Origin of the sequence: Streptoverticillium olivoreticuli subsp. olivoreticuli (genome assembly GCF_003391135.1) — a bacterium.
GTDB classification, from domain to species: domain Bacteria; phylum Actinomycetota; class Actinomycetes; order Streptomycetales; family Streptomycetaceae; genus Streptomyces; species Streptomyces blastmyceticus.
On record NZ_CP031455.1, the window covers coordinates 4,864,627 to 4,889,382 of the forward strand.

The window sequence follows — 24,756 nt, forward strand, 5'->3', positions numbered from 1 at the left end:
CAAAAGACCATAGCACACGGGGGCGGCCCCCCGTAACCCCCGTCTTTCCCGCCCGCCGTCTGCCGGCCCGACCCCGGCGGCCCGACCGCCCCGGCTACAGCTCCACGCCCTGGGCGCGGGCGTGCCGGTCCGCGGCCACCTCGGCCTCCGCCTCGTCGAGGTAGACCTCACAGACGAGCCTGCCGTCCGCCGTCATGTTGTGCTCCAGCTCCCACAGGCTCAGCTCGCCGCCGCCCTCCAGCAGGAACGCGTGCTCGTAGAAGCGGCACCAGGTCGCGTCCCTGCCGGTGCCCCGGCGGCGCGGCTTGGTGATCAGCGCGATGTGGTGGCCGAGCGCCTCCTGGAGGAGCTCGCGCACGACCTCGCCGGGCCCGTCCTCGTTCTCCGCACGGCGCAGCAGCCGCCGGGCGTGGTCGGGCGAGGCGTCGGAGACGTACTCCCGGCGGGGCTGGGTCGGGCCCATGGCGAGCAGCAGCTCCTCCGCCAGCCAGGCCGGCAGCTCCTCGGCCTCGTTGCCGGGGCCGATGCCGCCGCCGATCCGCTCGTGCACCCGGCGCTCGGCCTGGTCGAGGGCGTCCTCGTGGGCGTAGAGCTCGTAGAGGAACCGCTCGTCGGGCCCGGTGTCGTGCTCCAGCTCGTACAGCAGCAGGCTGCTGCCGTCGGCGAGCAGGAAGATGTGCCGGTAGGTGTTGCACCGCAGCGGCCGCGCCTCGTCGTTGCGCTGGCGGTACGAGCGGAGCTCGGCCTGGTGCATCAGGGCGGTCCGCAGGCGGGTGAACACGGCCTCGTCGATCTCGAAGCCGTTCTGCGCCCGGTCCAGCAGCCGCTCCACGTGCTCGGCGGGGGTCGGCTCGCCGCCCGCTCCCCGGCCGTGCTCCTCGCGCCCCCTGACGTCCTCCCGCTCCGTGCCCTTCCCGCTGCTTCCGCTCCCGCTCTCACCCGCTCGCGAGTTCTCCATGCCGCTCGACCTCCCGACCTCGGCCACACCCCACCCCGCGCACTTACCGTAGCGGCGCGAACACGGCATCGGGGCCGGGTTCGGGCGAACTGGTCGGGTCACCCGTCCGGACCCCGCACCGGGCGCACCGCGCCCTACGCGCCTGGCGTCCCGGGCATGGACACCCCCTCCCCGCCCGCCGTGGCCACCGGGGCCCCTTCCGGCTTCGGCGCCGCCCGTGCCCGGCTGTTCGCACAGGACGGCCGTCCGCCGCCGTTCCTGGGCAGACGGCTCGAACAGCCGCGGGCGCCCACCCTCGGCGGGGCGGTGGACGCGAGCGGCCGCACGGCCGTCACCCGGGCGTCCCGGGAGGCGGAGGGCGCGTACGGGGCCACGGGCGCGCTCGTCAACAGCGCCGGGGTGATGCTCACCGGCGATCCGGTGACGCGGGACCCCGCCGAGCGGTACCGGATGTCGACACTTCCGGAAGCCGGACCCACGGCCGACGACGTCGCCGATGCCATTCGTCATGCGTGCCGACAGTCGCGGAATGTCTACGTCCGTAAGATCGCGCCGGCCTCGGCGGCCGACTGGACTGAGCGCGCGTCAGCCGGGCCTCACAGAACGCCGAAACCCCCGCCGACCAGGTCGGCGGGGGTTTCGATACCAGTGGAACCGGTAGGCCGTGTGGGACTCGAACCCACAACCAATGGATTAAAAGTCCACTGCTCTGCCAATTGAGCTAACGGCCCGCACCCGCAGCATAGCCCGGCCGACCGCGTTATCCCGAGTCGTTATGGCCGACTCATCGGCCGGGGGTGGATACGCAGTGGGGCCCGTACGGCACCGAAGTGCCGTACGGGCCCCAATTCACCTGCGGTGATCAGCCGTTGCGCTTCCAGCGCGGCTTGTCGTCGCGGCGGCCGAAGGAGGAACCGGCGCCGCCACCGCGGTGGTCGTCACGACGGCCGGCGGGACGGTCGCCACCGGAGCGGTAACCACCGGTCGAGGGGCGGTCGTCACGACGGTCGCGGTTGAACGGACGGTCGCCGCCACCGGAGCGGAAGCCACCGGTCGAGGGGCGGTCGTCACGGCGGAAGCCACCGGAGGGACGGTCGTCACGACGGTCGCCACCGGAGCGGAAGCCACCCGACGGGCGGTCGTCACGACGGAAGCCACCGGAGGAGCGGTCATCGCGACGGTCGCCACCGGAGCGGAAGCCACCCGACGGACGGTCGTCACGACGGAAGCCGCCACCGGAGGACGGACGGTCGTCACGGCGGAAACCACCGCCGGAGGACGGACGGTCATCGCGGCGGAAACCACCGGTCGAGGGGCGGTCGTCACGGCGGAAACCACCGGAGCGGTCGTCACGACGGTCGCCACCGGAGCGGAAGCCACCCGACGGACGGTCGTCACGACGGAAGCCGCCACCGGAGCGGTCGTCACGACGGTCATCGCGACGGAAGCCACCGGAGGGACGGTCGTCACGGCGGAAGCCACCGGAGGAGCGGTCGTCGCGACGGTCGTCACGACGGAAACCACCGGAGCGGTCGTCACGACGGTCGTCGCGGCGGTCGAAGTTGCCACGGTCGTCACGGCGCTCGTGCGCCGGAGCGGCCTGCGCGGGCACGGCGGCGGCCTCGGCGGCCTCCTCGGCCTTGGCCTCCGAGGCGGCGGCCTCGGCAGCGGCGGCCACGGCCGCCTCCGGGTCCTCGCCGCGCTCGCGGGCGGCGCGCGCCAGGAGACGGTCGGCCTCCTCGCGGAACTCGGTGGCGCGGCGCTGGACGCGCTCCAGCTGGCGGGTGAGCTCCTGGACCTCGCGCTCGGCCTGCTTGGCGGAGTTGGCCGCGGAGTCGGCCTGGACCTCGGTGAGGGAGCGGGCGCCCGTGATCTTGGCGACCTCCTCGTCGAAGGCGCCGGAGCCGCCGACGATGTGGCGCGAGGCGTCGACGCCCGCGTCCTCCATCAGACGGAAGATCTGCTTGCGCTGGTGCGGCAGGGCCAGGGAGACGACCGTGCCGGACTGGCCCGCGCGGGCCGTACGGCCGGAGCGGTGCAGGTAGTCCTTGTGGTCACCGGCCGGGTCGACGTTCAGGACCAGGTCGATGCCGTCGACGTGGATGCCGCGCGCGGCGACGTCGGTGGCGACGAGGACGTTGACGTAGCCGCCCTTGAAGTCCTCCAGGACCCGGGTACGGGCGCCCTGCGTCATGCCGCCGTGCAGCGCGTCGGCCTTCACACCGGCGTCGAGCAGCTGCTCGGCGACGCGGTCGGCGCCCAGCTGGGTGCGGACGAAGATGATCGTGCGGCCCTTGCGGGCGGCGATGGCGGCCGTGACCGGCGCCTTGTCCTTCGGCTTCACGACGAGGACGTGGTGGGTCATGGTGGTGACCGCGCCCTGTGCGGCGTCGACCTCGTGCGTGACCGGGTCGACCAGGTAGCGCTTGACGAGGGTGTCGATCTCGTTCTCCAGGGTGGCGGAGAACAGCAGGCGCTGGCCGCCGGCCGGCACCTGGTCGAGGATCTCGGTGACCTCGGGCAGGAAGCCCATGTCGGCCATCTGGTCGGCCTCGTCGAGGACGGCGACCTGGACCTTGTCGAGCTGGGCGGCACCGCGGTTGAGGATGTCGCGCAGACGGCCCGGGGTGGCGACGAGGATGTCGACGCCGCGCTCCAGGGCGTAGATCTGGTTGCCCATCGACGTACCGCCGCAGACGACCTTCATCTTGAGGCCGAGCACGTCACCGTACGGCTGGAGGGCGTCGGCGACCTGCATCGCCAGCTCGCGGGTCGGGGTGAGGATCAGACCGCGGGGGCGCTTCTTCTCCGTGTGGCCGCCGGCCAGCGTGGAGAGCAGCGGCAGACCGAAGGAGAGGGTCTTGCCGGAGCCCGTGCGGCCACGGCCGAGGATGTCCTTGCCGGCCAGGGCGTCCGGGATGGTCGCGGCCTGGATCGGGAACGGGGTGGTCACACCGTTCTGCGCGAGCTTGCGGACGATCGCGTCGTCCAGGCCGAGGTCGCCGAAGGTGATCGTCGGCTCGGCCGGCTCGGCGGCCTCCTCGACGACGGTCTCGACGGCGTCGACGGTCTCGAGCGCCTCGGTGACGACGATCTCGTCGCCCTCGGGCATGACGGTGTTCTCAGTGGAAATAGACATGCGAAATGCGAAACCTTCCGGAGTTTCGGCACGCGCCCAAGCTCCGTGTCGGCTTCACAAATGACCGCCTCGATGCGGTCAGCCACGGCAAGGTAAGGAACGCGCCACACGGCGCGCTTCTGTCAGGCGCCGGGCAAATGGGATCAAACGATCTACCACCATACGCACCCACCACCCCCGAGCGCAAGCCGCCCCTCGAATGGCCTACGCCACAGGCCCGGCCTGCGGGCCCGGCTGGGGCGCGGGCGGGGGCGAGGAGACGGGCGGCGGGCTCGTCGGCGGCTGCGGCGCCGTGCTGCTCGGCGGCTGCGGGGGCGCCTGGGTGGGCGGGGTCGTCCTGCCCTGCGTGGGCCCCGTGCCGGAGCCCTGCCCGGCCGGCGGTTTCGGTTTGGACCCCGGCTTGCCCGGCTTCGCGGCCCCCGGCGACGCCTCGGCCTGGTCGTCGGAGGGCGAGGCGGACGGCGCCCCGGCGGACGCGCCCTTGGCCGCGGGACTGCCGCTCGCGCCCCGCGCCGCCTTCGCGTCCGTACGGCCGGGCCTGCTGCCCGGCATCCGCACCCCGCCGTCCGGCTCCGGCCGCGCGTCGCGCTGCTTGCCCGCGCCCGACGACGAAGCGGGCTTCTCCGGGTCGCTCACACTCATGCACCCCCCGAGGGCCAGGGCTGCGACGGCCACGGCCGCGATCCGGGTGGCGGCTGTCTGAGCGGAGGAGGGGCACATGGAGGGGACCGCCTTAGGAGTGCGTGGGACAGGCGCCCTGCCCAACTGGCCCCGCCCCGCGCAGGACACGCGCGGCGCGCCGCCACCCGCCCACTCCCGTCCCGAGCGCACCGCCGGGCACACCACCGGTCCCCCAGGGCTCACCCGTAACCGAGCGCGTGCAGCCGCTCGTCGTCGATCCCGAAGTGGTGGGCCACCTCGTGAACCACCGTCACCTCCGTCTCGTGCACGGCCTCTTCCCGGGTGGCGCACATCCGGAGCGTCGGCCCGCGGTAGACGGTGATGCGGTCCGGCAGCACCCCCGCGTACCACTCGCCGCGCTCGGTCAGCGGCGTCCCCTCGTAGAGGCCGAGCAGCTCCGGGTCGTCCGCCGGGGGCTCGTCCTCCACGAACACCGCGACGTTGTCCATCAGCCGCGTCAGCTCCTGCGGGATCCGGTCCAGGGCCTCGGCGACCAGTTCCTCGAACTCCTCGCGCGTCATCTCCAGCACGCTCGCCATTGTCCGCCACACGCGCGCTCCGCGCCGTAGCCCGGGCGGGCCGTGCAGGCCCCTCCGCCGCCGGTCCGGGGGCGCCGCGCGGAACGGTCGGCAAACCGTTTTGGCGTTCCCTCCTCCCATCCCATATGCTTCTCACGTCCCCGAGGCGCTGCGAAGCGCCCAGGTGGGCCATCAGCCCTCATCGTCTAGTGGCCCAGGACGCCGCCCTTTCAAGGCGGTAGCACGGGTTCGAATCCCGTTGGGGGCACGCTTAAACATGTGCGAGACTAGTGCTCGCACATAGCAAGGTCCTGTGGAGCAGTTTGGAGTGCTCGCCACCCTGTCAAGGTGGAGGCCGCGGGTTCAAATCCCGTCAGGACCGCTGCGATTCCTCGTGGATCGCGTGGCTGGGTAGCTCAGTTGGTACGAGCGTCCGCCTGAAAAGCGGAAGGTCGCCGGTTCGACCCCGGCCCCAGCCACGGTGAGCCCCTCATCCTCGGATGAGGGGCTCAGTGTTTTTTCCGGGCCCGCCCTCCGGCCTGCGGCCCGCAGCCGGGACGCGCTGCACCTGGCGGCGAGGCCGGGGGCGGTTCGGCACCGCCGAACAGCATCGCGGTGGCTGATCACCGTCGCGGCGGATCAGAGGGGCCCGTTCCCGTGGGCTCCTCCCCCCTGGACTGCCCGGGGGCTCCCGGACACCTTCCCGCCACATGGGCACCCGTATCCGCCCCCCGCGCCCCGCGGAAATGGGTTCGCTCGTTTCGCGCGGCTGGTGCGATCCTGGACTTCGTATGTCTACGCAGCCTGCTTCCGCCACCTTCGCCGACCTCGGCGCCCGCCTGTCCGAGCTGATGCTGCGCGACGCGCAGCGGCTGGGCCGTCGGCTCGAGGGGGCTCGCCGCATCCGCAAGCCCGAGGCCCGTACGGCCGTGCTGGCCGAGATCGCGGCCGAGGCGGACACCGCCGAGCAGCGCGTCGCACAGCGGCGCGCCGCCGTGCCCGCGGTCACCTACCCCGATCAGCTGCCGGTCAGCCAGAAGAAGGACGACATCCTCGCGGCGATCCGCGACCACCAGGTCGTGATCGTCGCGGGCGAGACCGGCTCCGGCAAGACCACCCAGATCCCCAAGATCTGTCTCGAGCTCGGCCGCGGCGTCCGGGGCCTCATCGGCCACACCCAGCCGCGCCGCATCGCCGCCCGTACGGTCGCGGAGCGGGTCGCGGAGGAGCTGCGGACGCCGCTGGGCGAGGCGGTCGGCTGGAAGGTCCGCTTCACCGACCAGGTCGGCGGCGACACCCTCGTGAAGCTGATGACGGACGGCATCCTGCTCGCCGAGATCCAGACGGACCGCGAGCTGCGCCAGTACGACACGATCATCATCGACGAGGCGCACGAGCGCAGCCTCAACATCGACTTCATCCTGGGCTACCTCGCCCAGCTGCTGCCGCGCCGCCCGGACCTCAAGGTCGTCATCACCTCGGCGACCATCGACCCGGAGCGCTTCTCCCGGCATTTCGGCGACGCCCCGATCATCGAGGTCAGCGGGCGCACGTATCCGGTGGAGGTGCGGTACCGGCCGCTGCTGGAGGAGGACTCCTCCGACTCCGACCGCGATCAGATCACCGCGATCTGCGACGCGGTGGACGAGCTCCAGCGGGAGGGCGACGGGGACATACTCGTCTTCCTCTCCGGCGAGCGGGAGATCCGCGACACGGCGGACGCGCTGGAGAAGAAGAAGCTCAGGTTCACGGAGATCCTCCCGCTGTACGCGCGGCTGTCGCACGCCGAGCAGCACCGGGTCTTCCAGCGCCACACGGGCCGCCGTGTCGTCCTCGCGACGAACGTCGCCGAGACCTCGCTGACCGTGCCGGGCATCCGCTATGTGATCGACCCCGGCTTCGCCCGCATCTCCCGCTACAGCCATCGCACCAAGGTCCAGCGGCTGCCGATCGAGGCGGTCTCGCAGGCCAGCGCCAATCAGCGCAAGGGCCGCTGCGGCCGTACGAGCGACGGCATCTGCATCCGGCTGTATTCGGAGGACGACTTCCTCTCCCGGCCGGAGTTCACGGACGCCGAGATCCTCCGTACGAACCTCGCCTCCGTCATCCTCCAGATGACCGCCGCCGGGCTCGGGGACATCGAGCGGTTCCCCTTCATCGACCCGCCGGACCGGCGCAACATCAAGGACGGCGTCGACCTCCTGCACGAGCTGGGCGCGCTCGATCCCAAGGAGAAGGACCACAAGAAGCGGCTGACCCCGCTCGGCCGCAAGCTCGCGCAGCTGCCGGTGGACCCGCGGCTGGCCCGGATGGTGCTGGAGGCCGACCGCAACGGCTGTGTCCGCGAGGTCATGGTGATCGCGGCCGCGCTGTCTATCCAGGACCCGCGGGAGCGGCCCTCGGAGAAGCAGCAGCAGGCCGATCAGCAGCACGCGCGGTTCAAGGACGAGACGAGCGACTTCCTCGTCTTCCTCAATCTGTGGCGCTATGTGCGCGAGCAGCAGAAGGCGCTGTCGTCGTCGGCCTTCCGGCGCATGTGCAAATCGGAGTTCCTGAACTATCTCCGGATACGCGAGTGGCAGGACATCTACTCCCAGCTGCGGACGGTCGCCAAGCAGATGGGCGTCCACCTCGCGGAGGAGGACGCGCCGGAGGACCGCGTACACCAGTCGCTGCTGGCCGGCCTGCTGTCGCACATCGGTCTGAAGGACACCGAGAAGAACGAGTACCTCGGTGCCCGCAGCGCCAAGTTCGCGATCTTCCCGGGTTCCGCGCTGTTCAAGAAGCAGCCGCGCTGGATCATGTCCGCGGAGCTGGTGGAGACCTCGCGGCTGTGGGCGCGGGTCAACGCCAAGGTCGAACCCGAGTGGATCGAGCCGCTCGCCGAGCACCTGGTGAAGCGCAACTACAGCGAGCCGCACTGGGAGCAGAAGCAGGCGGCCGTGATGGCGTACGAGCGGGTCACGCTGTACGGCGTGCCGATCGTGGCGCAGCGGAAGGTCAATTACGGGCGCATCGACCCGGAGACCAGCCGTGAGCTCTTCATCCGCAACGCCCTGGTGGAGGGCGACTGGCGGACGCACCACCAGTTCTTCCACGACAACCGCAAGCTGCTCGGCGAGGTCGAGGAGCTGGAGCACCGCGCCCGCCGCCGCGACATCCTGGTGGACGACGAGACGCTCTTCGACTTCTACGACCAGCGGCTGCCCGAACACGTGGTCTCGGGTGCGCACTTCGACTCCTGGTGGAAGCACAAGCGCCGGGACGAACCGGAGTTGCTCAATTTCGAGCACTCCATGCTCATCAACGAGAACGCCGAGGCGGTCACCAAGGACGACTACCCGGACTCCTGGCGGCAGGGCCGGCTGAAGTTCAAGGTGACCTATCAGTTCGAGCCGGGGGCGGACGCCGACGGTGTGACCGTCCACGTCCCGCTCCAGGTGCTCAACCAGGTCTCGGCCGAGGGCTTCGACTGGCAGATCCCGGGGCTGCGCGAGGATCTGGTCACGGAGCTGATCCGGTCGCTGCCCAAGCCGATCCGCCGCAACTACGTCCCGGCGCCGAACTACGCCAAGGCCTTCCTGGACCGGGCGGTGCCCCTCCAGGAGCCGCTGACGACCACGCTGACGCGTGAGCTCCAGCGGATGGTGGGCGTGCGGATGGAGCCGGAGGACTTCGACCTCGCCAAGGTCCCGGACCACCTGAAGATCACTTTCCGGATCGTCGACGAGCGCAAGCGGAAGATCGCGGAGGACAAGGACCTGGAGGCGCTGCGGATCAGGCTGAAGCCGAAGACGCAGGCCGCGATCACCAAGGCCTTCGAGCAGGCCGCGGAGAGCCCGGGCGAGGCCGGTGCGGCGCGCGCCCCGGAGCAGCGCTCGGGGATCACCCAGTGGACCGTCGGGACGCTCCAGCGCACCTTCGAGACGCGGCGCGCCGGGCAGCCGGTCAAGGCGTACCCCGCGCTGGTGGACGAGGGCAGCTCGGTCGCGGTGCGGCTCTTCGACACCGAGGCGGAGCAGCAGGAGGCCATGTGGCGGGGCACCCGCCGCCTCATCCTGCTCAACCTCCCCTCCAACCCCGCGAAATTCGCCCAGGACAAGCTCAGCAACCAGCAGAAGCTCGCCCTGTCGCGGAATCCGCACGGCTCCATCCAGGCCCTCTTCGAGGACTGCGTGGCCGGTGCCGCGGACAAGCTGATCGCGCTGCGCGGCGGTCCGGCCTGGGACGAGGAGTCCTTCCGGAAGCTGTTCGACGCGGTGCGGGCCGACATCGTCGACGCGACGCTGGACACCATCCGGAAGGTGCAGGAGGTGCTGGCCGCCTGGCAGGCGTGCGAGCGGCGGCTGAAGGCGACGACCTCGCTCGTGCTCGTGCCGTCCCTCACGGACGTCAAGGAGCAGCTGGCGTCGCTGATCAAGCCGGGGTTCGTGACCGAGCACGGCGTGCGCCGGCTGCCGGACCTGCTGCGCTATCTGGTGGCCGTCGACCGCAGGCTGACGCAGATGCCGGCCAACGCGGAGCGGGACCGCACGCGCCTGGCGAAGGTCAAGGAGATGCAGGACGAGTACGCGTGGCTGCTGGAGCAGTTCCCCAAGGGGAGGCCGGTGCCGCGGGAGGCGCGGGACGTGCGCTGGATGATCGAGGAGCTGCGGGTCAGCTACTTCGCCCACGCGCTCGGCACCGCGTATCCGGTGTCGGACAAGCGCATCGTGAAGGCGATTGATCAACTGGCGCCGTAGGTGAGGTGCGGGGCCCCCGGGCCCCGCTCCGGACCCCTCGTGGAGGTCGGGTTCGACCACACCCCCTGACCTGCTGTAGAGTCTGTCTCGCAGCACCGCGAGAGCGGGAAAGCACAAGGTCCTGTGGAGCAGTTTGGAGTGCTCGCCACCCTGTCAAGGTGGAGGCCGCGGGTTCAAATCCCGTCAGGACCGCAGTAGAGTCAGAGCCCGCATCCGTATCGGATGCGGGCTCTGCTGCTGTACGGGCAGCCTCGTGCGCGACGGCAAGTCCCGTCGGCCCCCTGTCGATTGAAGGCCCGGACCTCTCCAGGATCCGGGCCTTTTCGCATCCGACCTTGACTGGGACACGTGCCAGGGGTACCCAGGCAGTGGAGGTGCTGCGCTCCATGACGACGACCACCCGGACCGAGCCGAAGCGGACCGAGACCATCCGGCATGAGACGAGGGCGCTGCTGCGCGCCCATCTGTCGGCCGCCTCGGGCTATCGCCACCTGACCCGACACTGCGCGGTGTGCCACCGCCTCCTGCGGCTCGCCCAGGAGGCGGCCGGGGCGGCCAAGGGGGACTCCGGGGCCGGCCGGGACGTAAGTCCCGCCGACGAGTGACCAACGGCGGCTGTCGCGACGGCAGTCGGATGCCAGGCTTGGGGCAGCAACGGGGCTTCCGTCCCCTTACCGCAGCAGCACGGTGAGTGACAAGCACGTTGCACTGTGACAGGAGTCACCGAAAGACTTTCCGTAGTGACGGAACTTACCCCTCACCTACAACGGGTCAATTTAATATGTGCAATTGCACCCCACCCGAAAGGGTCCGGCGGGCAACCGGAGTCCGCTCCGTGCCGCGCGCGGGGAGCGCGAGGGGCCGCGCGAGGACCGCTTCGGCCCGAGCATAAAAAGATCGCGCTGGACCCGGCGGAGTCCAGCGCGATCGACGACTCGCCCAAGTCGGTGGGCAAGGAACCTGTTGGGGCAGGCCCCCCTGTCGTGTGAAGCCAGGTGTTGCGTTGTGGGCGTCGGACCGGGTTGGGGGCCCCGGGGAACGCCCGGCAGTGCGCTATACGGTTGTTCAGGCCTCGCTGCGCTGCTGCGGGATGCCCGCCAGCAGTGCGCGGACCTCCGCTTCGCGGTAGCGGCGGTGTCCTCCGAGCGTGCGGATGGACGTGAGCTTGCCTGCCTTGGCCCAGCGGGTCACGGTCTTCGGGTCCACGCGGAACATCGTGGCAACCTCAGCCGGGGTCAGCAGCGGCTCGGCATCAGGGGTGCGAGCGGTCATGAGCGGCCTCCTCGGGAGAACCGGACTTGGAGTCGGTTCTTTCCTCTAAATTCTGCACCTTGACCCACGTTGCCCGAAATGGCGGACGCGGGCCGAGTCGGTTATAGGACGAACGGCTTGTCCTCGGCACTACAACTACACCATCTGTCCAGCCACGTCGGCCAAACCCATGGAATTGCCCTCTCAGGTGTTCAACCTCGACGGAAGCCGATGGACCATGCCATAGCGGACAGTCACGCCACCGTGACGATCAGTCACAGTGGGATCAGGGGTCACCAGACCCGCCAAGGAGTGCAATACCGATCTATCCGCCCTTAGTTGGACGGAAGGAGCCCTTCCCGGACTCCTTGTCCTATTTTGCCACGAGGGTGGGCGATGGGCGCAAGACCTGACGTAAGTGCGTTAGGTCACGGTTGCCGCAATGGCCCGGATCGGGACCTAGGTCCCCCGCACCCGTCCCGGGAGCCTCCGAGTGTCCCTCGAACCCCGCTATGGGACTTCAGTTCGCATACTGACGGTTCCGCACGGCGCTCCAACGCTCCGTCAGCCGTTCGTATGCCTCGCCCGCCCGGGCCCCGTCCCCCTCACGCAGCGCCGCGAGACCCTCCGCGGTGTCGCCGGCCGAGTGGTCCTCCGCGAGATCGGCCTCGGGCACCATGTGCACCAGCCCGCCGTAGTCCAGCTCCACCAGCGAGCGCGGGTGGAACTCCTCCAGCCAGCGCCCCACGTCCACCAGGCCGTCGATCAGCGGCCCCTCGTCGATCGCGTCCTTGAGCGTCCGCAGGCCCCGCGCCACCCGCCGCCTGGCCTCCACCATGGGCGTGCGGTAGCGGAGGACCAGCCCGTCGCGGCCGGGGTCGCAGCCCTTGCCGTACTCCCGCTCCTCGTCCGCGAAGAGGACGAACCAGCGCAGCGGCACCTGCCAGGTCGCGGTGCGGATCCACGGCCGGGCGTCGGGGTTGCGCTCCAGCCAGTGCTCGTAGTCCGCCTCCGCCTGGCGGCGCACCACGGGCGGCAGCGCCGCGTCCAGGACCGGTGCGGGCAGGCTCTCGGCCAGCTCCTCCAGCGCCAGCCAGCCGCGCAGCCGGGTGCGCCAGGGGCAGACGCACAGGACGCCGTCCTGGAAGGCGACGAACGCGTCACCGCTCTCGTGCACCGGAACCGGCACCGGGGGCGTGGGCAGCAGGTCCGCGAGCGACCGGCGGAGTTCGTCCTGGACCCCCGGGAGCGCGTCCCGACGGGCATAGCGCGCCCAGTGGCCGCGCTCCGGTTCCGGGAAGGCGCCCAGAGGCTCGTAGACCCGCAGATACGCCGCGTACGGGACGGTCACCGACGACGCCAACCCCACACCCGCTCCCTCAAACCGGAGGACCCTCCGGGGAGTTGCCCAGCCCTCCCCCTTGCTGTCCAGATCGTCCCATGGCGTCGCACCCCGGGAGAGTGATCCTCGGCACCGGACCCGTCCTGCGGGCCCACAGGTCTTACCCTCGTGCCAACCGGCCCTCCACCACCCCCGGAGGGCGAACTCCGCGACATATGGAGTCACCACAGTGACTGACGTACGTCCCACCGATGACGCTGACGGCGTGCTGCACACCTTGTTCGGATCGGACCAGGGTGGCCACGAGCAGGTCGTGCTCTGCCAGGACCGCGAGAGCGGCCTCAAGGCCGTGATCGCCATCCACTCCACCGCCCTGGGCCCGGCCCTCGGCGGCACCCGCTTCTACCCGTACGCCTCCGAGGAGGAGGCCGTGCGGGACGCGCTCAACCTCGCCCGCGGCATGTCGTACAAGAACGCCCTCGCCGGGCTCGACCACGGCGGCGGAAAGGCCGTGATCATAGGTGACCCCGAAACGGTGAAGAGCGAGCAATTGTTGCTCGCCTACGGTCGGTTCGTGGCGTCCCTGGGCGGCCGCTATGTCACCGCGTGCGATGTCGGCACGTACGTGCAGGACATGGACGTCGTCGCCCGCGAGTGCCGCTGGACCACCGGCCGCTCCCCCGAGAACGGCGGCGCGGGCGACTCCTCCGTCCTCACCGCCTTCGGCGTCTTCCAGGGCATGCGCGCCGCCGCGCAGACCCAGTGGGGCGAGCCGACGCTGCGCGGCCGCCGGGTCGGCATCGCCGGGGTCGGCAAGGTGGGCCACCACCTGGTGGAGCACCTGGTCGAGGACGGCGCCGAGGTCGTGATCACCGACGTGCGGGCCGAGGCCGTCGAGCGGATCATCGCCCGGCACCCTCAGGTCACCGCCGTGGCCACCGCGGACATCCTGGTCCGCAGCCCCCTCGACGTCTACGCCCCCTGCGCCCTCGGTGGCGCGCTGAACGACGAGACCGTGGCGGCCCTGACCGCCACCGTGGTCTGCGGCGCCGCCAACAACCAGCTCGCCCACCCGGGCGTCGAGAAGGACCTCGCCGACCGCGGCATCCTCTACGCCCCGGACTACGTGGTGAACGCCGGTGGTGTGATCCAGGTGGCCGACGAGCTGCACGGCTTCGATTTCGACCGGGCGAAGGCCAAGGCGAACGAGATCTTCGCCACCACGCTGGCCATATTCGACCGCGCCAAGTCGGACGGCATCCCGCCGGCCGCCGCGGCCGACCGGATCGCCGAGCAGCGCATGGCCGATGCCCGCGCCGTCGCCGTCCCCGTCGGCGCCCTGTAATACCGGCCGGTAGCCACGGGGCGGCACGGCCCGTGGCCCGGCCGTACGCTCGGTGCCCGCACAGCGGTCGGAGGGCCGTCGCAGGGAATACGACAGCCGGCCGGGCGGAGGTGGTGAGGGAGAGATCCCTCACCACCCATCGGCGGGTCGGCGCACAAGACACGTTAAAATCGCAGCTGACCAGCGGGGACGGGGCTCCCCTCGGGTTGTGCGACGTGGCACGTCATGCGGGCGACGTACCGTATGGCCGCGGAAGCAGGTACCGTTGAAGCCCTACAGGCCGGACACCTCGACGAGGGTCCGCTCTGACTCATGAACGTGAACGCGTGTCAAGACTCTGGGGCCGTCGAGCCCCGTCACTGAGGGGGTCGAGCCATGGGGCGCGGCCGGGCCAAGGCCAAGCAGACAAAGGTCGCCCGCCAGCTGAAGTACAACAGCGGCGGGACCGATCTCTCACGTCTGGCCAATGAGCTGGGCGCATCGCCGACGACGAAGCAGCCGCCGAACAGCGAGCCGCTCGACAAGGACGATGAGCTGGACGACGATCCGTACGCTCAGTATGCGGAGCGTTACAACCACGAGGACGAGGACGAGCAATCGCCCGACCACTCCTCGACATACCGTCGCCGCGCTTGACGCCGTAACTCTCACCGACCCGGTCCGGGGCCTGCCCCCGGACCGGGTTCTGTGCTGCCCGGTGCCGGTTCACAAGGCCCCACCCGGCCAGGGGACCACCGGCCCCGGAGCGCCCTGAGGCCCCGGGACCAGCGGATCCGCGCTCGTCAGCTTCCGTACTCACCGGTCAGGGCCACGGCCTCGGCGTGGTCGCCACGCTCGGTGATCTCGCCCGCCACCCAGGACTCCACGCCCCGGTCGGCGAAGGTGGCCAGCGCCACGTCGACGGACTCCTGCGGCACGACCGCGATCATGCCGACGCCCATGTTGAGCGTCTTCTCCAGCTCCAGCCGCTCGACCCCGCCCAGCCGGCCGACCAGGTCGAAGACGGCGCCCGGCGCCCAGGTCGAGCGGTCGACGGTGGCGTGCAGCCCGGCCGGGATCACCCGGGCCAGGTTGTTGGCGAGCCCGCCGCCGGTGATGTGCGAGAAGGCGTGCACCTCGGCCGTGCGGGTGAGCGCGAGGCAGTCGAGCGAATAGATCTTGGTGGGCTCCAGCAGCTCCTCGCCGAGGGTGCGGCCGAACTCCGGAACCTCGCGGTCCAGCTCCCAGCCCGCCCGGTCGAAGAGCACATGGCGGACCAGCGAGTACCCGTTCGAGTGAAGTCCGGACGAGGCCATCGCGATGACCGCGTCACCCGTACGGATGCGATCGGCGCCCAGCACACGGTCGGCCTCGACCACGCCCGTGCCCGCGCCGGCCACGTCGAAGTCGTCCGCGGCGAGCAGGCCGGGGTGCTCGGCGGTCTCGCCGCCGACCAGCGCGCAGCCCGCGAGGACACAGCCCTCGGCGATGCCCTTGACGATCGCCGCGACCCGCTCCGGATAGACCTTGCCGACGCAGATGTAGTCCGTCATGAACAGCGGCTCGGCGCCGCAGACGACCAGGTCGTCCACGACCATGCCGACCAGGTCGTGGCCGATGGTGTCGTAGACCCCCATCCGACGGGCGATGTCGACCTTCGTGCCGACGCCGTCGGTCGCGGAGGCGAGCAGCGGACGCTCGTACCGCTTGAGGGCGCTCGCGTCGAAGAGCCCGGCGAAGCCGCCGAGACCGCCGACGACCTCCGGGCGGGTGGCCTTCTTCACCCACTTCTTCATGAGCTCGACGGCGAGGTCGCCGGCTTCGATGTCGACGCCCGCGCTTGCGTAGCTGGCACCAGTGGTCTCAGACATGTGTTTGAGAACTTTCGTGTCGTTCGGTACTGCGGAGGCGTTACGGGCGACGGAGCGCGTCGGCGGCGTCCGTGCCGCCGGCCAGCTCGGTCTCCAGAAGCTGCTTGCCGAGGAGCTCGGGGTCCGGCAGCGGCATCGGGTACTCGCCGTCGAAGCAGGCGCGGCAGAGGTCCGGCTTGGCGATGGTGGTCGCCTCGATCATGCCGTCGAGGGAGATGTACGCGAGGGAGTCCGCGCCCAGCGACTTGCCGATCTCCTCGACCGTCATGCCATTGGCTATCAGCTCGGCGCGGGTCGCGAAGTCGATGCCGAAGAAGCACGGCCACTTCACGGGCGGCGAGGAGATGCGCACGTGCACCTCGGCGGCGCCGGCCTCGCGGAGCATCCGCACCAGGGCGCGCTGGGTGTTGCCGCGGACGATCGAGTCGTCGACGACCACCAGGCGCTTGCCCCGGATGACCTCCTTGAGGGGGTTGAGCTTGAGCCGGATGCCGAGCTGGCGGATGGTCTGGCTCGGCTGGATGAAGGTCCGGCCGACGTAGGAGTTCTTCACCAGGCCGGTGCCGTACGGGATGCCGCTGGCCTCGGCGTAACCGACGGCGGCCGGCGTGCCGGACTCCGGGGTCGGTATCACCAGGTCGGCCTCGACGGGGGCCTCGGCGGCGAGCCTGCGGCCCATCTCCACCCGGGAGAGGTAGACGTTGCGGCCCGCGATGTCGGTGTCGGGGCGCGCGAGGTAGACGTACTCGAAGACACAGCCCTTGGGCTTCGCTTCCGCGAAGCGGGAGGTCCGCAGGCCGTTCTCGTCGATGGCGACCAGCTCGCCGGGCTCCACCTCGCGGACGAAGGTGGCACCGCAGATGTCCAGGGCGGCGGTCTCGGAGGCCACCACCCAGCCGCGCTCCAGCCTGCCGAGGACCAGCGGGCGGATGCCCTGCGGGTCACGGGCGGCGTAGAGGGTGTGCTCGTCCATGAAGACGAGGCAGAAGGCGCCCTGGACGTCCGGGAGGACCTTGGTGGCCGCTTCCTCGATCGTCAGCGGCTTGCCGTCCGCGTCGGTCTGGCCCGCGAGCAGGGCCGTGACCAGGTCGGTGTCATTGGTCGCGGCGACCTGGGTGGCCCGGCCGTTGTCCTTGGGGAGGGCGGCGACCATCTCGGCGAGCTGGGCGGTGTTGACCAGATTGCCGTTATGGCCGAGCGCGATCGAGCCGTTGGCGGTCGCCCGGAACGTCGGCTGCGCGTTCTCCCACACCGACGCACCGGTGGTGGAGTAGCGGGCGTGACCGACCGCGATATGGCCCTGGAGGGAGCCGAGGGAGGTTTCGTCGAAGACCTGGGAGACAAGTCCCATGTCCTTGAAGACGAGGATCTGGGAGCCGTTGCTCACTGCGATGCCCGCGGACTCCTGTCCGCGGTGCTGCAGGGCATACAGCCCGAAATAGGTGAGCTTGGCGACCTCTTCACCCGGAGCCCAGACACCGAAGACGCCGCAAGCGTCCTGGGGGCCCTTCTCGCCGGGGAGCAGGTCGTGGTTGAGTCGTCCATCACCACGAGGCACACCTCGAGTCTATGGCAGGTGCGAGGTTCATCCGAACCGGGGATGACCAGGGATGCCTCACACCACGGACAGCCACTCGGCGCGCACAGCGAATCACCTTTTCCGCTCAGGTGAGTTACCGCGTGGCGTTGCTCGGATGAGCACTCATGTGAGCAACGGCAGTTGGGCGGAGATGTCGGCGCGTTCACCGCTCGCGGAGACCGCGGCCGCGTCGAGGGCGGTGGCCCAGTCCGTACGGCCGGTGGCCAGGCGCACCCAGGTGAGGGGGTCGGTCTCGACGACGTTGGGCGGGGTGCCTCGGGTGTGCTTGGGGCCCGCCACGCACTGCACGACCGCGAACGGCGGTACGCGGACCTCCACGGAGCCCCCGGGCGCCTTGAGGGCCAGCGAGTCCGCCAGCAGGCGGGTGACGGCGGCCAGGGCCTGCCGGTCGAACGGGATCTGCACGCCGAGCGCGGCGGCCAGATCGTCGCTGTGCACGACGAGTTCGACGCATCTGGTGACGAGGAGGTCGTCGAGGCGCATCACGCCGGGGCGGGCCTGCAGCAGGCGCTCCGCGGGCACGCCGGAGGTCAGTTCGGCGAAGCGGTCCGCCACGTGGGCGAGGAGCGCGACGGGCTCCTCCGCGGCGGCCGCTTCCCGTACGGACGTGGCGACCCGCGTCGCGTATTCGGCCGTGACGAACGGCCACTCGGCGAGCGTGATCTCCCGTGCCGGGGGCTCGGGTTGTTCGAGCCCTTGGGCGACGGAGCGGACGCCCAGGGCGATATGCGTGACCAGCTCCCGGACGGTCCAGTCGCCGAGCCGTGTGGGCAGCGCGAACCGGCCCTCGTCGAGGGCTTCGACGACGGCGCGTACGTTGCCGAGCTGCGCGATGACGGCCGCGCGGGTCCTGTCGAGGTCGTACGTTCGGGCACGCTTGCGCTGGGCGGGAGGCATGAGGGGATTTTCCCCCACTCGCCCCCTCCCGCAACCGGGCTCCGGTCCTCGATCGCCGTACGGGCCGGAAGTGCCCGGCCCGTACGGCGTTCGTCCGCTAGGCCAGCAGAGCCGGGATCGTCGCTTCGTGCGCAGCGCGCAGTTCCGCGAGCGGGAGCTCGAAGTGGCCCTGGATGTCGATCACTTCGCCGTCCACCACGCCGATGCGCGCCGCCGGCAGGCCGCGGGCGCCGCACATGTCGCCGAAGCGGAGTTCCTCGCTGCGCGGTACGGCGACGACCGCCCGGCCCGCCGACTCCGAGAACAGGAACACGAAGGGGTCCAGTCCGTCGGGGACGACGATCCGCGCGCCCTTGCCGCCGCGCAGGCACGACTCGGCGAGGGCCTGGATCAGGCCGCCGTCGGAGAGGTCGTGCGCCGCGTCGACCATGCCGTCGCGGGAGGCGGCGATCAGGATCTCGGCGAGCAGCTTCTCGCGCTCCAGGTCCACGGCCGGCGGCAGCCCGCCGAGGTGGTCGTGGACGACCTGCGACCAGGCCGAACCGCCCAGCTCCTCCTTGGTGTCACCCAGGAGGTAGAGCAGGTGGCCCTCTTCCGAGAAGGCCATCGGCGTACGGCGGTTGACGTCGTCGATCACGCCGAGCACCGCGACCACGGGGGTCGGGTGGATGGCGGTCTCGCCGGTCTGGTTGTAGAGCGAGACGTTGCCGCCGGTGACGGGGGTGCCCAGCTCCAGGCAGCCGTCCGCCAGACCGCGGGTGGCCTCGGCGAACTGCCACATGACGGCCGGGTCCTCGGGCGAGCCGAAGTTCAGGCAGTTGGAGATGGCGAGCGGCCGGGCGCCGGTGGCGGCCACGTTGCGGTACGACTCGGCGAGCGCGAGCTGCGCGCCGGCGTACGGGTCGAGCTTGGTGTAGCGGCCGTTGCCGTCGGTCGCGACCGCCACGCCCAGGTTGGTGTTCTCGTCGATGCGGACCATGCCCGAGTCCTCGGGCTGCGTCAGCACGGAGTTGCCCTGCACGAACCGGTCGTACTGATCGGTGATCCAGGACTTCGAGGCCTGGTTCGGGGAGGAGACGACCTTGAGGACCTGCTCGCGCAGCTCGTCGTCGGTCGCCGGGCGGGGCAGCCGCGCGGCGTCGTCGGCCTGGAGTGCGTCCTGCCACTCCGGCCGGGCGTACGGCCGCTCGTAGACCGGCCCCTCGTGCGCGACCGTGCGCGGCGGCACGTCGACGATCTGCTCGCCGTGCCAGAAGATCTCCAGCCGTTCGCCGTCGGTCACTTCACCGATGACGGTGGCGATGACGTCCCACTTCTCGCAGATCTCCATGAAGCGGGCGACCTTGCCGGGCTCGACGACCGCGCACATGCGCTCCTGCGACTCGCTCATGAGGATCTCCTCGGGCGAGAGGGAGGAGTCGCGCAGCGGCACGGTGTCCAGCTCGACGCGCATACCGCCCGAACCGGCGCTGGCCAGCTCGCTGGTGGCGCAGGACAGACCGGCGCCGCCGAGGTCCTGGATGCCGTCGACCAGGTCCTCGCGGAAGATCTCCAGGGTGCACTCGATGAGGAGCTTCTCCTGGAAGGGGTCGCCGACCTGGACGGCGGGGCGCTTGGCCGGGCCGGTGGAGTCGAAGGTCTCCGAGGCGAGCACGGAGACGCCGCCGATGCCGTCGCCGCCCGTGCGGGCGCCGTAGAGGATGACCTTGTTGCCCGCGCCGGACGCCTTGGCCAGGTGGATGTCCTCGTGCTTCATCACGCCCACGCAGAGGGCGTTGACCAGCGGGTTGCCCTGGTAGCAGGCGTCGAAGACGACCTCGCCGCCGATGTTGGGCAGGCCCAGGCAGTTGCCGTAGCCGCCGATGCCCGCGACGACGCCCGGCAGGACGCGCTTGGTGTCGGGGTGGTCGGCGGCGCCGAAGCGCAGCGGGTCCATGACGGCGACCGGGCGGGCGCCCATGGCGAGGATGTCGCGGACGATGCCGCCGATGCCGGTGGCCGCGCCCTGGTAGGGCTCGATGTACGAGGGGTGGTTGTGCGACTCGACCTTGAAGGTGACCGCGTAGCCCTGGCCGACGTCGACGACACCGGCGTTCTCGCCGATGCCGACGAGGAGGGCTTCGTTCTCGGGCGCCTTCTCGCCGAACTGCCTCAGGTGGACCTTGCTGCTCTTGTAGGAGCAGTGCTCGGACCACATCACGCTGTACATGGCCAGCTCGGCGCCGGTGGGACGGCGGCCGAGGATCTCGTGGATGCGGGCGTACTCGTCCGGCTTCAGACCCAGCTCGGCCCACGGCTGCGCGGCGTCGGGGGTCTCGCCCGCGTGCTTGACGGTGTCCAGGCTCATGCGTTGACCAGCTTCTTCAAGATCGAGGTGAAGAACCCGAGCCCGTCGGTACGGCCCGTACCGACCAGCGGCTCGACGGCGTGCTCCGGGTGCGGCATGAGGCCGACGACGTTGCCCGCGGCGTTGGTGATGCCGGCGATGTCGCGGAGCGAGCCGTTGGGGTTTCCGTCCAGGTAGCGGAAGGCGACACGGCCCTCCGCCTCCAGCTCGTCGAGGGTCCGCTCGTCGGCCACATAGCGGCCGTCGATGTTCTTCAGCGGGACGGAGATCTCCTGGCCCGCCTCGTAGTCGGACGTCCAGGCCGTGTCCGCGTTCTCCACCCGCAGCTTCTGGTCGCGGCAGATGAAGTGCAGGTGGTTGTTGCGCAGCATCGCGCCGGGCAGCAGGTGGGACTCGGTGAGCACCTGGAAGCCGTTGCAGATGCCGAGGACCGGCAGGCCCTCCCGGGCGCCCTCGATGACCTTCTCCATGACGGGCGAGAAGCGGGAAATGGCACCCGCGCGCAGATAGTCGCCGTAGGAGAAGCCACCGGGCAGGATCACGGCATCGACCTGTTTGAGGTCTTTGTCGCGATGCCACAGCGATACGGGTTCGAGTCCGGCGATACGGACGGCGCGCTGGGTGTCGCGGTCGTCCAGAGTGCCGGGGAAGGTGATGACTCCTACACGGGCGGTCATCGAGCTTCTCCGTCGACCTTCACGGTGAAGTCTTCGATCACGGTGTTGGCGAGAAACGTTTCCGCCATCTCGTGGATGCGGGCGAGGGCGGCGTCGTCGACCGGACCCTCCACCTCGAGTTCAAAGCGCTTGCCCTGACGGACGTCGGCGATCCCCGCAAAACCCAGGCGTGGCAGCGCGCGCTGCACCGCCTGCCCCTGCGGGTCGAGGATCTCCGGCTTGAGCATGACGTCGACTACGACGCGTGCCACTGGCACTCCCGGTGGTGTGGTGCGTGAGCTGAAGCGGTGGTGCCAGAGTACAGTCCCAAAAAATCTACGCGCATAGATATGGTGGCCACCCTGTCACGTTTACGCATCGACACAGGAAGAATCCGGGGAAAATCGCGGAAAAAATGTACGGTCCTGATTGCCGGGGGCCACGCCGACCGAATTAAGTGGGCTTCCATTTGCAATGGCCTTCGTTGTACAAATGAATAATCATTGATCCGGGACATCCGGAACCCTCGCGTCACCGCAGATCGACGCGGTGACGCCCGCTGAAAGGACCGATATTCGTGGCACAGCGCGTAGTGGTCACGCTCTCCGATGACATCGACGGCGGGGAAGCCGCGGAGACGGTCTCCTTCGGACTCGACGGCAAGTCGTACGAGATCGACCTCAACACTGCCAATGCGAAGAAACTGCGCGTCGCGCTCGCACCCTTCGTGGATGCCGGCCGCAAGCAGTCCCGCTCCGGGAAGGTCTACCGCCACACCTCCGTGGCGCCCGACCCCTCCGCGGTGCGCGCCTGGGCCCGCTCGCACGGCATGGACGTACCGCCGCGCGGCCGCATCCCCAAGCGGGTCTACGAGGCCTTCAACGCCGCCGACTGACGGAGTTGCCAAGCACCCCTGTTGATCAGCTAGAGTTTGGATCACGCCGAGGGGAACGGACGGGAAACCGCCGGGACTTCGGGGTCATGCGGGTGTAGCTCAGTAGTAGAGCGCCCCCTTTCCAAGGGGGAGGCGCAGTGTGCGATTCCTGTCACCCGCTCTCATCGTTCCGACGGTCGTTCCACATCCGTGGACCGGCTGTCCGGTGCGACGCTTGCGGGTGTAGCTCAGTAGTAGAGCGCCCTCTTTCCAAGAGGGAGGCGCAGTGTGCGATTCCTGTCACCCGCTCTGATCGTTCCGACGGTCGTCCCACATCCGTGGACCGGCCGCGCGTGGCGACTCATGCGGGTGTAGCTCAGTAGTAGAGCGCCCCCTTTCCAAGGGGGAGGCGCAGTGTGCGATTCCTGTCACCCGCTCTCATCACGTACCGACCACTCCTGTGGTTCCGGTACAGTGGTGTTCGCACCGCCCGGTGAGAGCCGGTCGGCAGCATGCGGACGTAGCTCAGTTGGTAGAGCACCACCTTGCCAAGGTGGATGTCGCGAGTTCGAGTCTCGTCGTCCGCTCAGTGAACGAAGGCCCCGATCAACATGATCGGGGCCTTCGTCGTATCCCCGGGCGCCGCACGCCCGGTGCGCATCGCGGGCGGCGCCCTTCCCGTGCCACATGACATCCGTCATCCGAGGTCATGACAGCTCGCACTGCCTCGGGGCCGGATCGGCCGGGAGCCTTGAGACATGGATATCGGGGACAGTGTGATCGAGGTCTCGGAGCTGCGGCGGCGCTACGGCCCGGAGGGTGACAAGGGGTTCGAGGCGGTGCGGGGCGTCTCCTTCACCGTGGCGCGCGGCGAGCTGTTCGCCCTGCTCGGCACCAACGGCGCCGGCAAGACCTCCACGGTCGAGCTGCTGGAGGGCCTGGCCCGGCCGAGCGGCGGGCGGGTGCGGGTGCTGGGCCACGATCCGTTCGAGGAGCGGAGCGCGGTCCGCCCGCGGGTCGGGGTGATGCTCCAGGAGGGCGGCTTCCCCTCCGATCTGACCGTCACGGAGACCGTGCGGATGTGGGCGGGCTGCACCACCGGCGCACGGCCCGTCGGGGAGGCGCTCGGCCTGGTCGGGCTGGTGGGGCGCGGTGATGTGCGGATCAAGCAGCTGTCCGGCGGCGAGCGGCGGCGGCTCGACCTCGCGCTGGCCCTGCTCGGCCGCCCCGAGGTGCTCTTCCTCGACGAGCCGACGACGGGTCTGGACCCCGAGGCCCGGCACACCACCTGGGAGTTGGTGCGCCGGCTGCGCGAGGAGGGCACGACCGTGCTGCTGACCACCCACTATCTGGAGGAGGCCGAGGCGCTCGCGGACCGGCTCGCGATCATGCGCGAGGGCCGGATCGTGACGTCCGGGGCGCCCGGCGAGGTCATCGGCGCCTATCCGGCCCGGATCCGCTTCGCCATGCCGGTGGGCTGGTTCGTCGGCGACCTGCCGCCCCTCGCCGAGCTGGGCGTCGTGCGGCACGAGGAGACCGAGGGGCGGATAGAGCTCCAGACACGGGAGTTGCAGCGGACCCTGACCGGGCTGCTGGTCTGGGCGCGGGAGAAGGACATAGAGCTGGAAGGGCTGGACGCGCGGACGGCCTCCCTGGAGGAGGCGTTCCTGGCCATAGCGGGCGCGGGCACGGGTGCGGGTGCGGCTGTGGGAGCCGGTGCGGGGAGGGGCGAGTGATGGCGGTGTCCACGACGATGTCCACAATGGTGTCCACGGCGGGATCGCGGGTGCTGGCGCTGGGGCGGGCGGAGCTGACCCTGCTCGGGCGGAGCAAGACCGCGCTGTATATGGGACTGCTGATGCCCGCCGTGATGGTCTACGCGATGCACAGCGTGGTCGCCGGGGTCGATCTCGACAAGGCCGGGATGTCGGTCGCCGCCGTGTCGGTCACCGGGGGCTTCGGCTTCGTGCTGGTCCTGGCCGTCTATCAGAACCTGGTCACCGCCTATGTCGCGCGCCGGGAGGAGCTGGTCCTCAAGCGGCTCCGCACGGGCGAGGCGAGTGACGTGGAGATATTGGCGGGCACGGCGATACCGGCGGTGCTCGTCGCGCTCGCCCAGTGCGTCCTGCTGGTGGTGGCGGGTGTCGTCTGGCTGAAGCTGGGGGCGGTGCACCGGCCCGAACTGCTCCTGGCGGGCCTGGTGTTCGGGGTCGTCCTGTGCGTCACGCTGGCCGCGGCCACCGCGGCCTGGGCCAAATCGGTCGAGGGGGCACAGTTCGTGACCACTCCCCTGTTCCTGATCTCGATGGCGGGCTCGGGTCTGGTCGTGCCCCTGGAGGCGATGCCGGACGGCGTCGCGCAGATATGCCGACTGCTGCCGCTTACTCCGGCGATGCAGCTGATGCGTGGTGGCTGGCTCGGCGGGGTGGACGCGGTCGATGCCCTGCGGGATGTGCTGACCGCGTTGGTCTGGGTGGCGTTGGGCGTGTTTGCTGTACGGCGGTGGTTCCGCTGGGAGCCGCGGAGGTGAGCCTGCCGGGCGGCGGGTGATCGATG

The 24,756-nt window shown here is 70.3% G+C and carries 20 protein-coding genes and 9 tRNA genes; 16 read left to right on the forward strand and 13 right to left on the reverse strand.

Annotated elements, in window-relative coordinates:
- Positions 1–94 precede the first annotated feature (94 nt).
- The 4 genes from DXZ73_RS21270 to DXZ73_RS21280 form a co-directional block, all read right to left on the reverse strand.
- Positions 95–958, reverse strand: coding sequence for a DUF6227 family protein (locus DXZ73_RS21270; RefSeq protein WP_240351431.1), 864 nt, complete (start codon positions 956–958; stop codon positions 95–97).
- Positions 959–1,092: 134 nt separating this feature from the next.
- Positions 1,093–1,368 (reverse strand): hypothetical protein, encoded by a 276-nt coding sequence (locus DXZ73_RS38260; RefSeq protein ID WP_162890273.1) that lies wholly within the window; start codon positions 1,366–1,368, stop codon positions 1,093–1,095.
- A 248-nt stretch (positions 1,369–1,616) separates the two neighbouring features.
- Positions 1,617–1,689, reverse strand: a tRNA-Lys gene (locus tag DXZ73_RS21275).
- 131 nt (positions 1,690–1,820) lie between these two features.
- Positions 1,821–4,097 (reverse strand): DEAD/DEAH box helicase, encoded by a 2,277-nt coding sequence (locus tag DXZ73_RS21280; RefSeq protein WP_116212686.1) that lies wholly within the window; start codon positions 4,095–4,097, stop codon positions 1,821–1,823.
- 199 nt (positions 4,098–4,296) lie between these two features.
- Here DXZ73_RS21280 and DXZ73_RS21285 point away from each other — a divergent pair, with 199 nt between their 5' ends.
- Entirely contained in the window at positions 4,297–4,800 is a 504-nt protein-coding gene (locus DXZ73_RS21285; RefSeq protein ID WP_116212687.1) for a hypothetical protein, read from the forward strand.
- A gap of 157 nt (positions 4,801–4,957) precedes the next feature.
- Here DXZ73_RS21285 and DXZ73_RS21290 read toward each other — a convergent pair whose 3' ends face one another.
- Positions 4,958–5,308: a metallopeptidase family protein gene (locus tag DXZ73_RS21290; protein WP_116215754.1), complete on the reverse strand. Its 351-nt coding sequence runs from the start codon at positions 5,306–5,308 to the stop codon at positions 4,958–4,960.
- 183 nt (positions 5,309–5,491) lie between these two features.
- On the opposite strand from DXZ73_RS21290, the gene DXZ73_RS21295 reads away from it, so the two are divergent.
- The 6 genes from DXZ73_RS21295 (at position 5,492) to DXZ73_RS21320 (ending at position 10,643) form a co-directional block, all read left to right on the forward strand.
- A tRNA-Glu gene (locus DXZ73_RS21295) sits at positions 5,492–5,564 on the forward strand.
- Positions 5,565–5,603: 39 nt separating this feature from the next.
- Positions 5,604–5,678, forward strand: a tRNA-Asp gene (locus tag DXZ73_RS21300).
- Positions 5,679–5,701: 23 nt separating this feature from the next.
- Positions 5,702–5,775 (forward strand) — tRNA-Phe (locus DXZ73_RS21305).
- 312 nt (positions 5,776–6,087) lie between these two features.
- A complete protein-coding gene (hrpA, locus tag DXZ73_RS21310; RefSeq protein ID WP_116212688.1) occupies positions 6,088–10,038 on the forward strand; it encodes an ATP-dependent RNA helicase HrpA in 3,951 nt (1,316 codons plus the stop codon).
- A 117-nt stretch (positions 10,039–10,155) separates the two neighbouring features.
- A tRNA-Asp gene (locus tag DXZ73_RS21315) sits at positions 10,156–10,230 on the forward strand.
- A gap of 194 nt (positions 10,231–10,424) precedes the next feature.
- Entirely contained in the window at positions 10,425–10,643 is a 219-nt protein-coding gene (locus tag DXZ73_RS21320; protein WP_116215755.1) for a DUF6274 family protein, read from the forward strand.
- 460 nt (positions 10,644–11,103) lie between these two features.
- Here the strand turns inward: DXZ73_RS21320 and bldC are convergent, their stop codons facing one another.
- Positions 11,104–11,310 carry a developmental transcriptional regulator BldC gene (gene bldC, locus DXZ73_RS21325; protein ID WP_003949541.1) on the reverse strand — a complete coding sequence of 69 codons (207 nt, stop codon included), beginning with the start codon at positions 11,308–11,310 and terminating at the stop codon, positions 11,104–11,106.
- Positions 11,311–11,809: 499 nt separating this feature from the next.
- Positions 11,810–12,658: a hypothetical protein gene (locus tag DXZ73_RS21330; RefSeq protein WP_116212689.1), complete on the reverse strand. Its 849-nt coding sequence runs from the start codon at positions 12,656–12,658 to the stop codon at positions 11,810–11,812.
- A 202-nt stretch (positions 12,659–12,860) separates the two neighbouring features.
- Here DXZ73_RS21330 and DXZ73_RS21335 point away from each other — a divergent pair, with 202 nt between their 5' ends.
- Both DXZ73_RS21335 and DXZ73_RS21340 read left to right on the forward strand, forming a co-directional pair.
- Positions 12,861–13,976 carry a Leu/Phe/Val dehydrogenase gene (locus DXZ73_RS21335; RefSeq protein WP_116212690.1) on the forward strand — a complete coding sequence of 372 codons (1,116 nt, stop codon included), beginning with the start codon at positions 12,861–12,863 and terminating at the stop codon, positions 13,974–13,976.
- A 375-nt stretch (positions 13,977–14,351) separates the two neighbouring features.
- Positions 14,352–14,612 carry a DUF3073 domain-containing protein gene (locus DXZ73_RS21340; protein ID WP_116212691.1) on the forward strand — a complete coding sequence of 87 codons (261 nt, stop codon included), beginning with the start codon at positions 14,352–14,354 and terminating at the stop codon, positions 14,610–14,612.
- 146 nt (positions 14,613–14,758) lie between these two features.
- Here the strand turns inward: DXZ73_RS21340 and purM are convergent, their stop codons facing one another.
- From purM to purS, 6 genes are all read right to left on the reverse strand, one after another.
- A complete protein-coding gene (gene purM / locus DXZ73_RS21345) occupies positions 14,759–15,826 on the reverse strand; it encodes a phosphoribosylformylglycinamidine cyclo-ligase (protein ID WP_116212692.1) in 1,068 nt (355 codons plus the stop codon).
- Positions 15,827–15,866: 40 nt separating this feature from the next.
- A complete protein-coding gene (gene purF, locus DXZ73_RS21350; protein ID WP_116212693.1) occupies positions 15,867–17,384 on the reverse strand; it encodes an amidophosphoribosyltransferase in 1,518 nt (505 codons plus the stop codon).
- 144 nt (positions 17,385–17,528) lie between these two features.
- Complete coding sequence (locus tag DXZ73_RS21355) at positions 17,529–18,323, reverse strand: maleylpyruvate isomerase family mycothiol-dependent enzyme (protein ID WP_116212694.1); 795 nt, start codon at positions 18,321–18,323, stop codon at positions 17,529–17,531.
- A 97-nt stretch (positions 18,324–18,420) separates the two neighbouring features.
- A complete protein-coding gene (gene purL, locus DXZ73_RS21360; RefSeq protein ID WP_116212695.1) occupies positions 18,421–20,670 on the reverse strand; it encodes a phosphoribosylformylglycinamidine synthase subunit PurL in 2,250 nt (749 codons plus the stop codon).
- The gene (purQ, locus tag DXZ73_RS21365) at positions 20,667–21,347 is read right to left on the reverse strand and encodes a phosphoribosylformylglycinamidine synthase subunit PurQ (RefSeq protein WP_116212696.1); all 681 of its coding nucleotides are present in this window, start codon (positions 21,345–21,347) and stop codon (positions 20,667–20,669) included. The genes purL and purQ overlap by 4 nt, the downstream gene beginning before the upstream one ends.
- Positions 21,344–21,598, reverse strand: coding sequence for a phosphoribosylformylglycinamidine synthase subunit PurS (gene purS, locus DXZ73_RS21370; protein ID WP_116212697.1), 255 nt, complete (start codon positions 21,596–21,598; stop codon positions 21,344–21,346). Before purS ends, purQ begins: the two co-directional genes overlap by 4 nt.
- Before the next feature lie 305 nt (positions 21,599–21,903).
- Here purS and DXZ73_RS21375 point away from each other — a divergent pair, with 305 nt between their 5' ends.
- The 7 genes from DXZ73_RS21375 to DXZ73_RS21405 all read left to right on the forward strand — a co-directional run bounded on the left by DXZ73_RS21375 (position 21,904) and on the right by DXZ73_RS21405 (position 24,730).
- A complete protein-coding gene (locus DXZ73_RS21375; RefSeq protein WP_116212698.1) occupies positions 21,904–22,221 on the forward strand; it encodes a histone-like nucleoid-structuring protein Lsr2 in 318 nt (105 codons plus the stop codon).
- 88 nt (positions 22,222–22,309) lie between these two features.
- Positions 22,310–22,381, forward strand: a tRNA-Gly gene (locus DXZ73_RS21380).
- Between the two features lie 56 nt (positions 22,382–22,437).
- Positions 22,438–22,509 (forward strand) — tRNA-Gly (locus DXZ73_RS21385).
- A gap of 56 nt (positions 22,510–22,565) precedes the next feature.
- Positions 22,566–22,637, forward strand: a tRNA-Gly gene (locus tag DXZ73_RS21390).
- A gap of 77 nt (positions 22,638–22,714) precedes the next feature.
- Positions 22,715–22,787, forward strand: a tRNA-Gly gene (locus DXZ73_RS21395).
- Between the two features lie 171 nt (positions 22,788–22,958).
- Positions 22,959–23,936: an ABC transporter ATP-binding protein gene (locus DXZ73_RS21400; protein ID WP_116212699.1), complete on the forward strand. Its 978-nt coding sequence runs from the start codon at positions 22,959–22,961 to the stop codon at positions 23,934–23,936.
- Positions 23,936–24,730 (forward strand): ABC transporter permease, encoded by a 795-nt coding sequence (locus DXZ73_RS21405; protein WP_116212700.1) that lies wholly within the window; start codon positions 23,936–23,938, stop codon positions 24,728–24,730. Before DXZ73_RS21400 ends, DXZ73_RS21405 begins: the two co-directional genes overlap by 1 nt.
- The last annotated feature ends 26 nt before the right edge of the window (positions 24,731–24,756 follow it).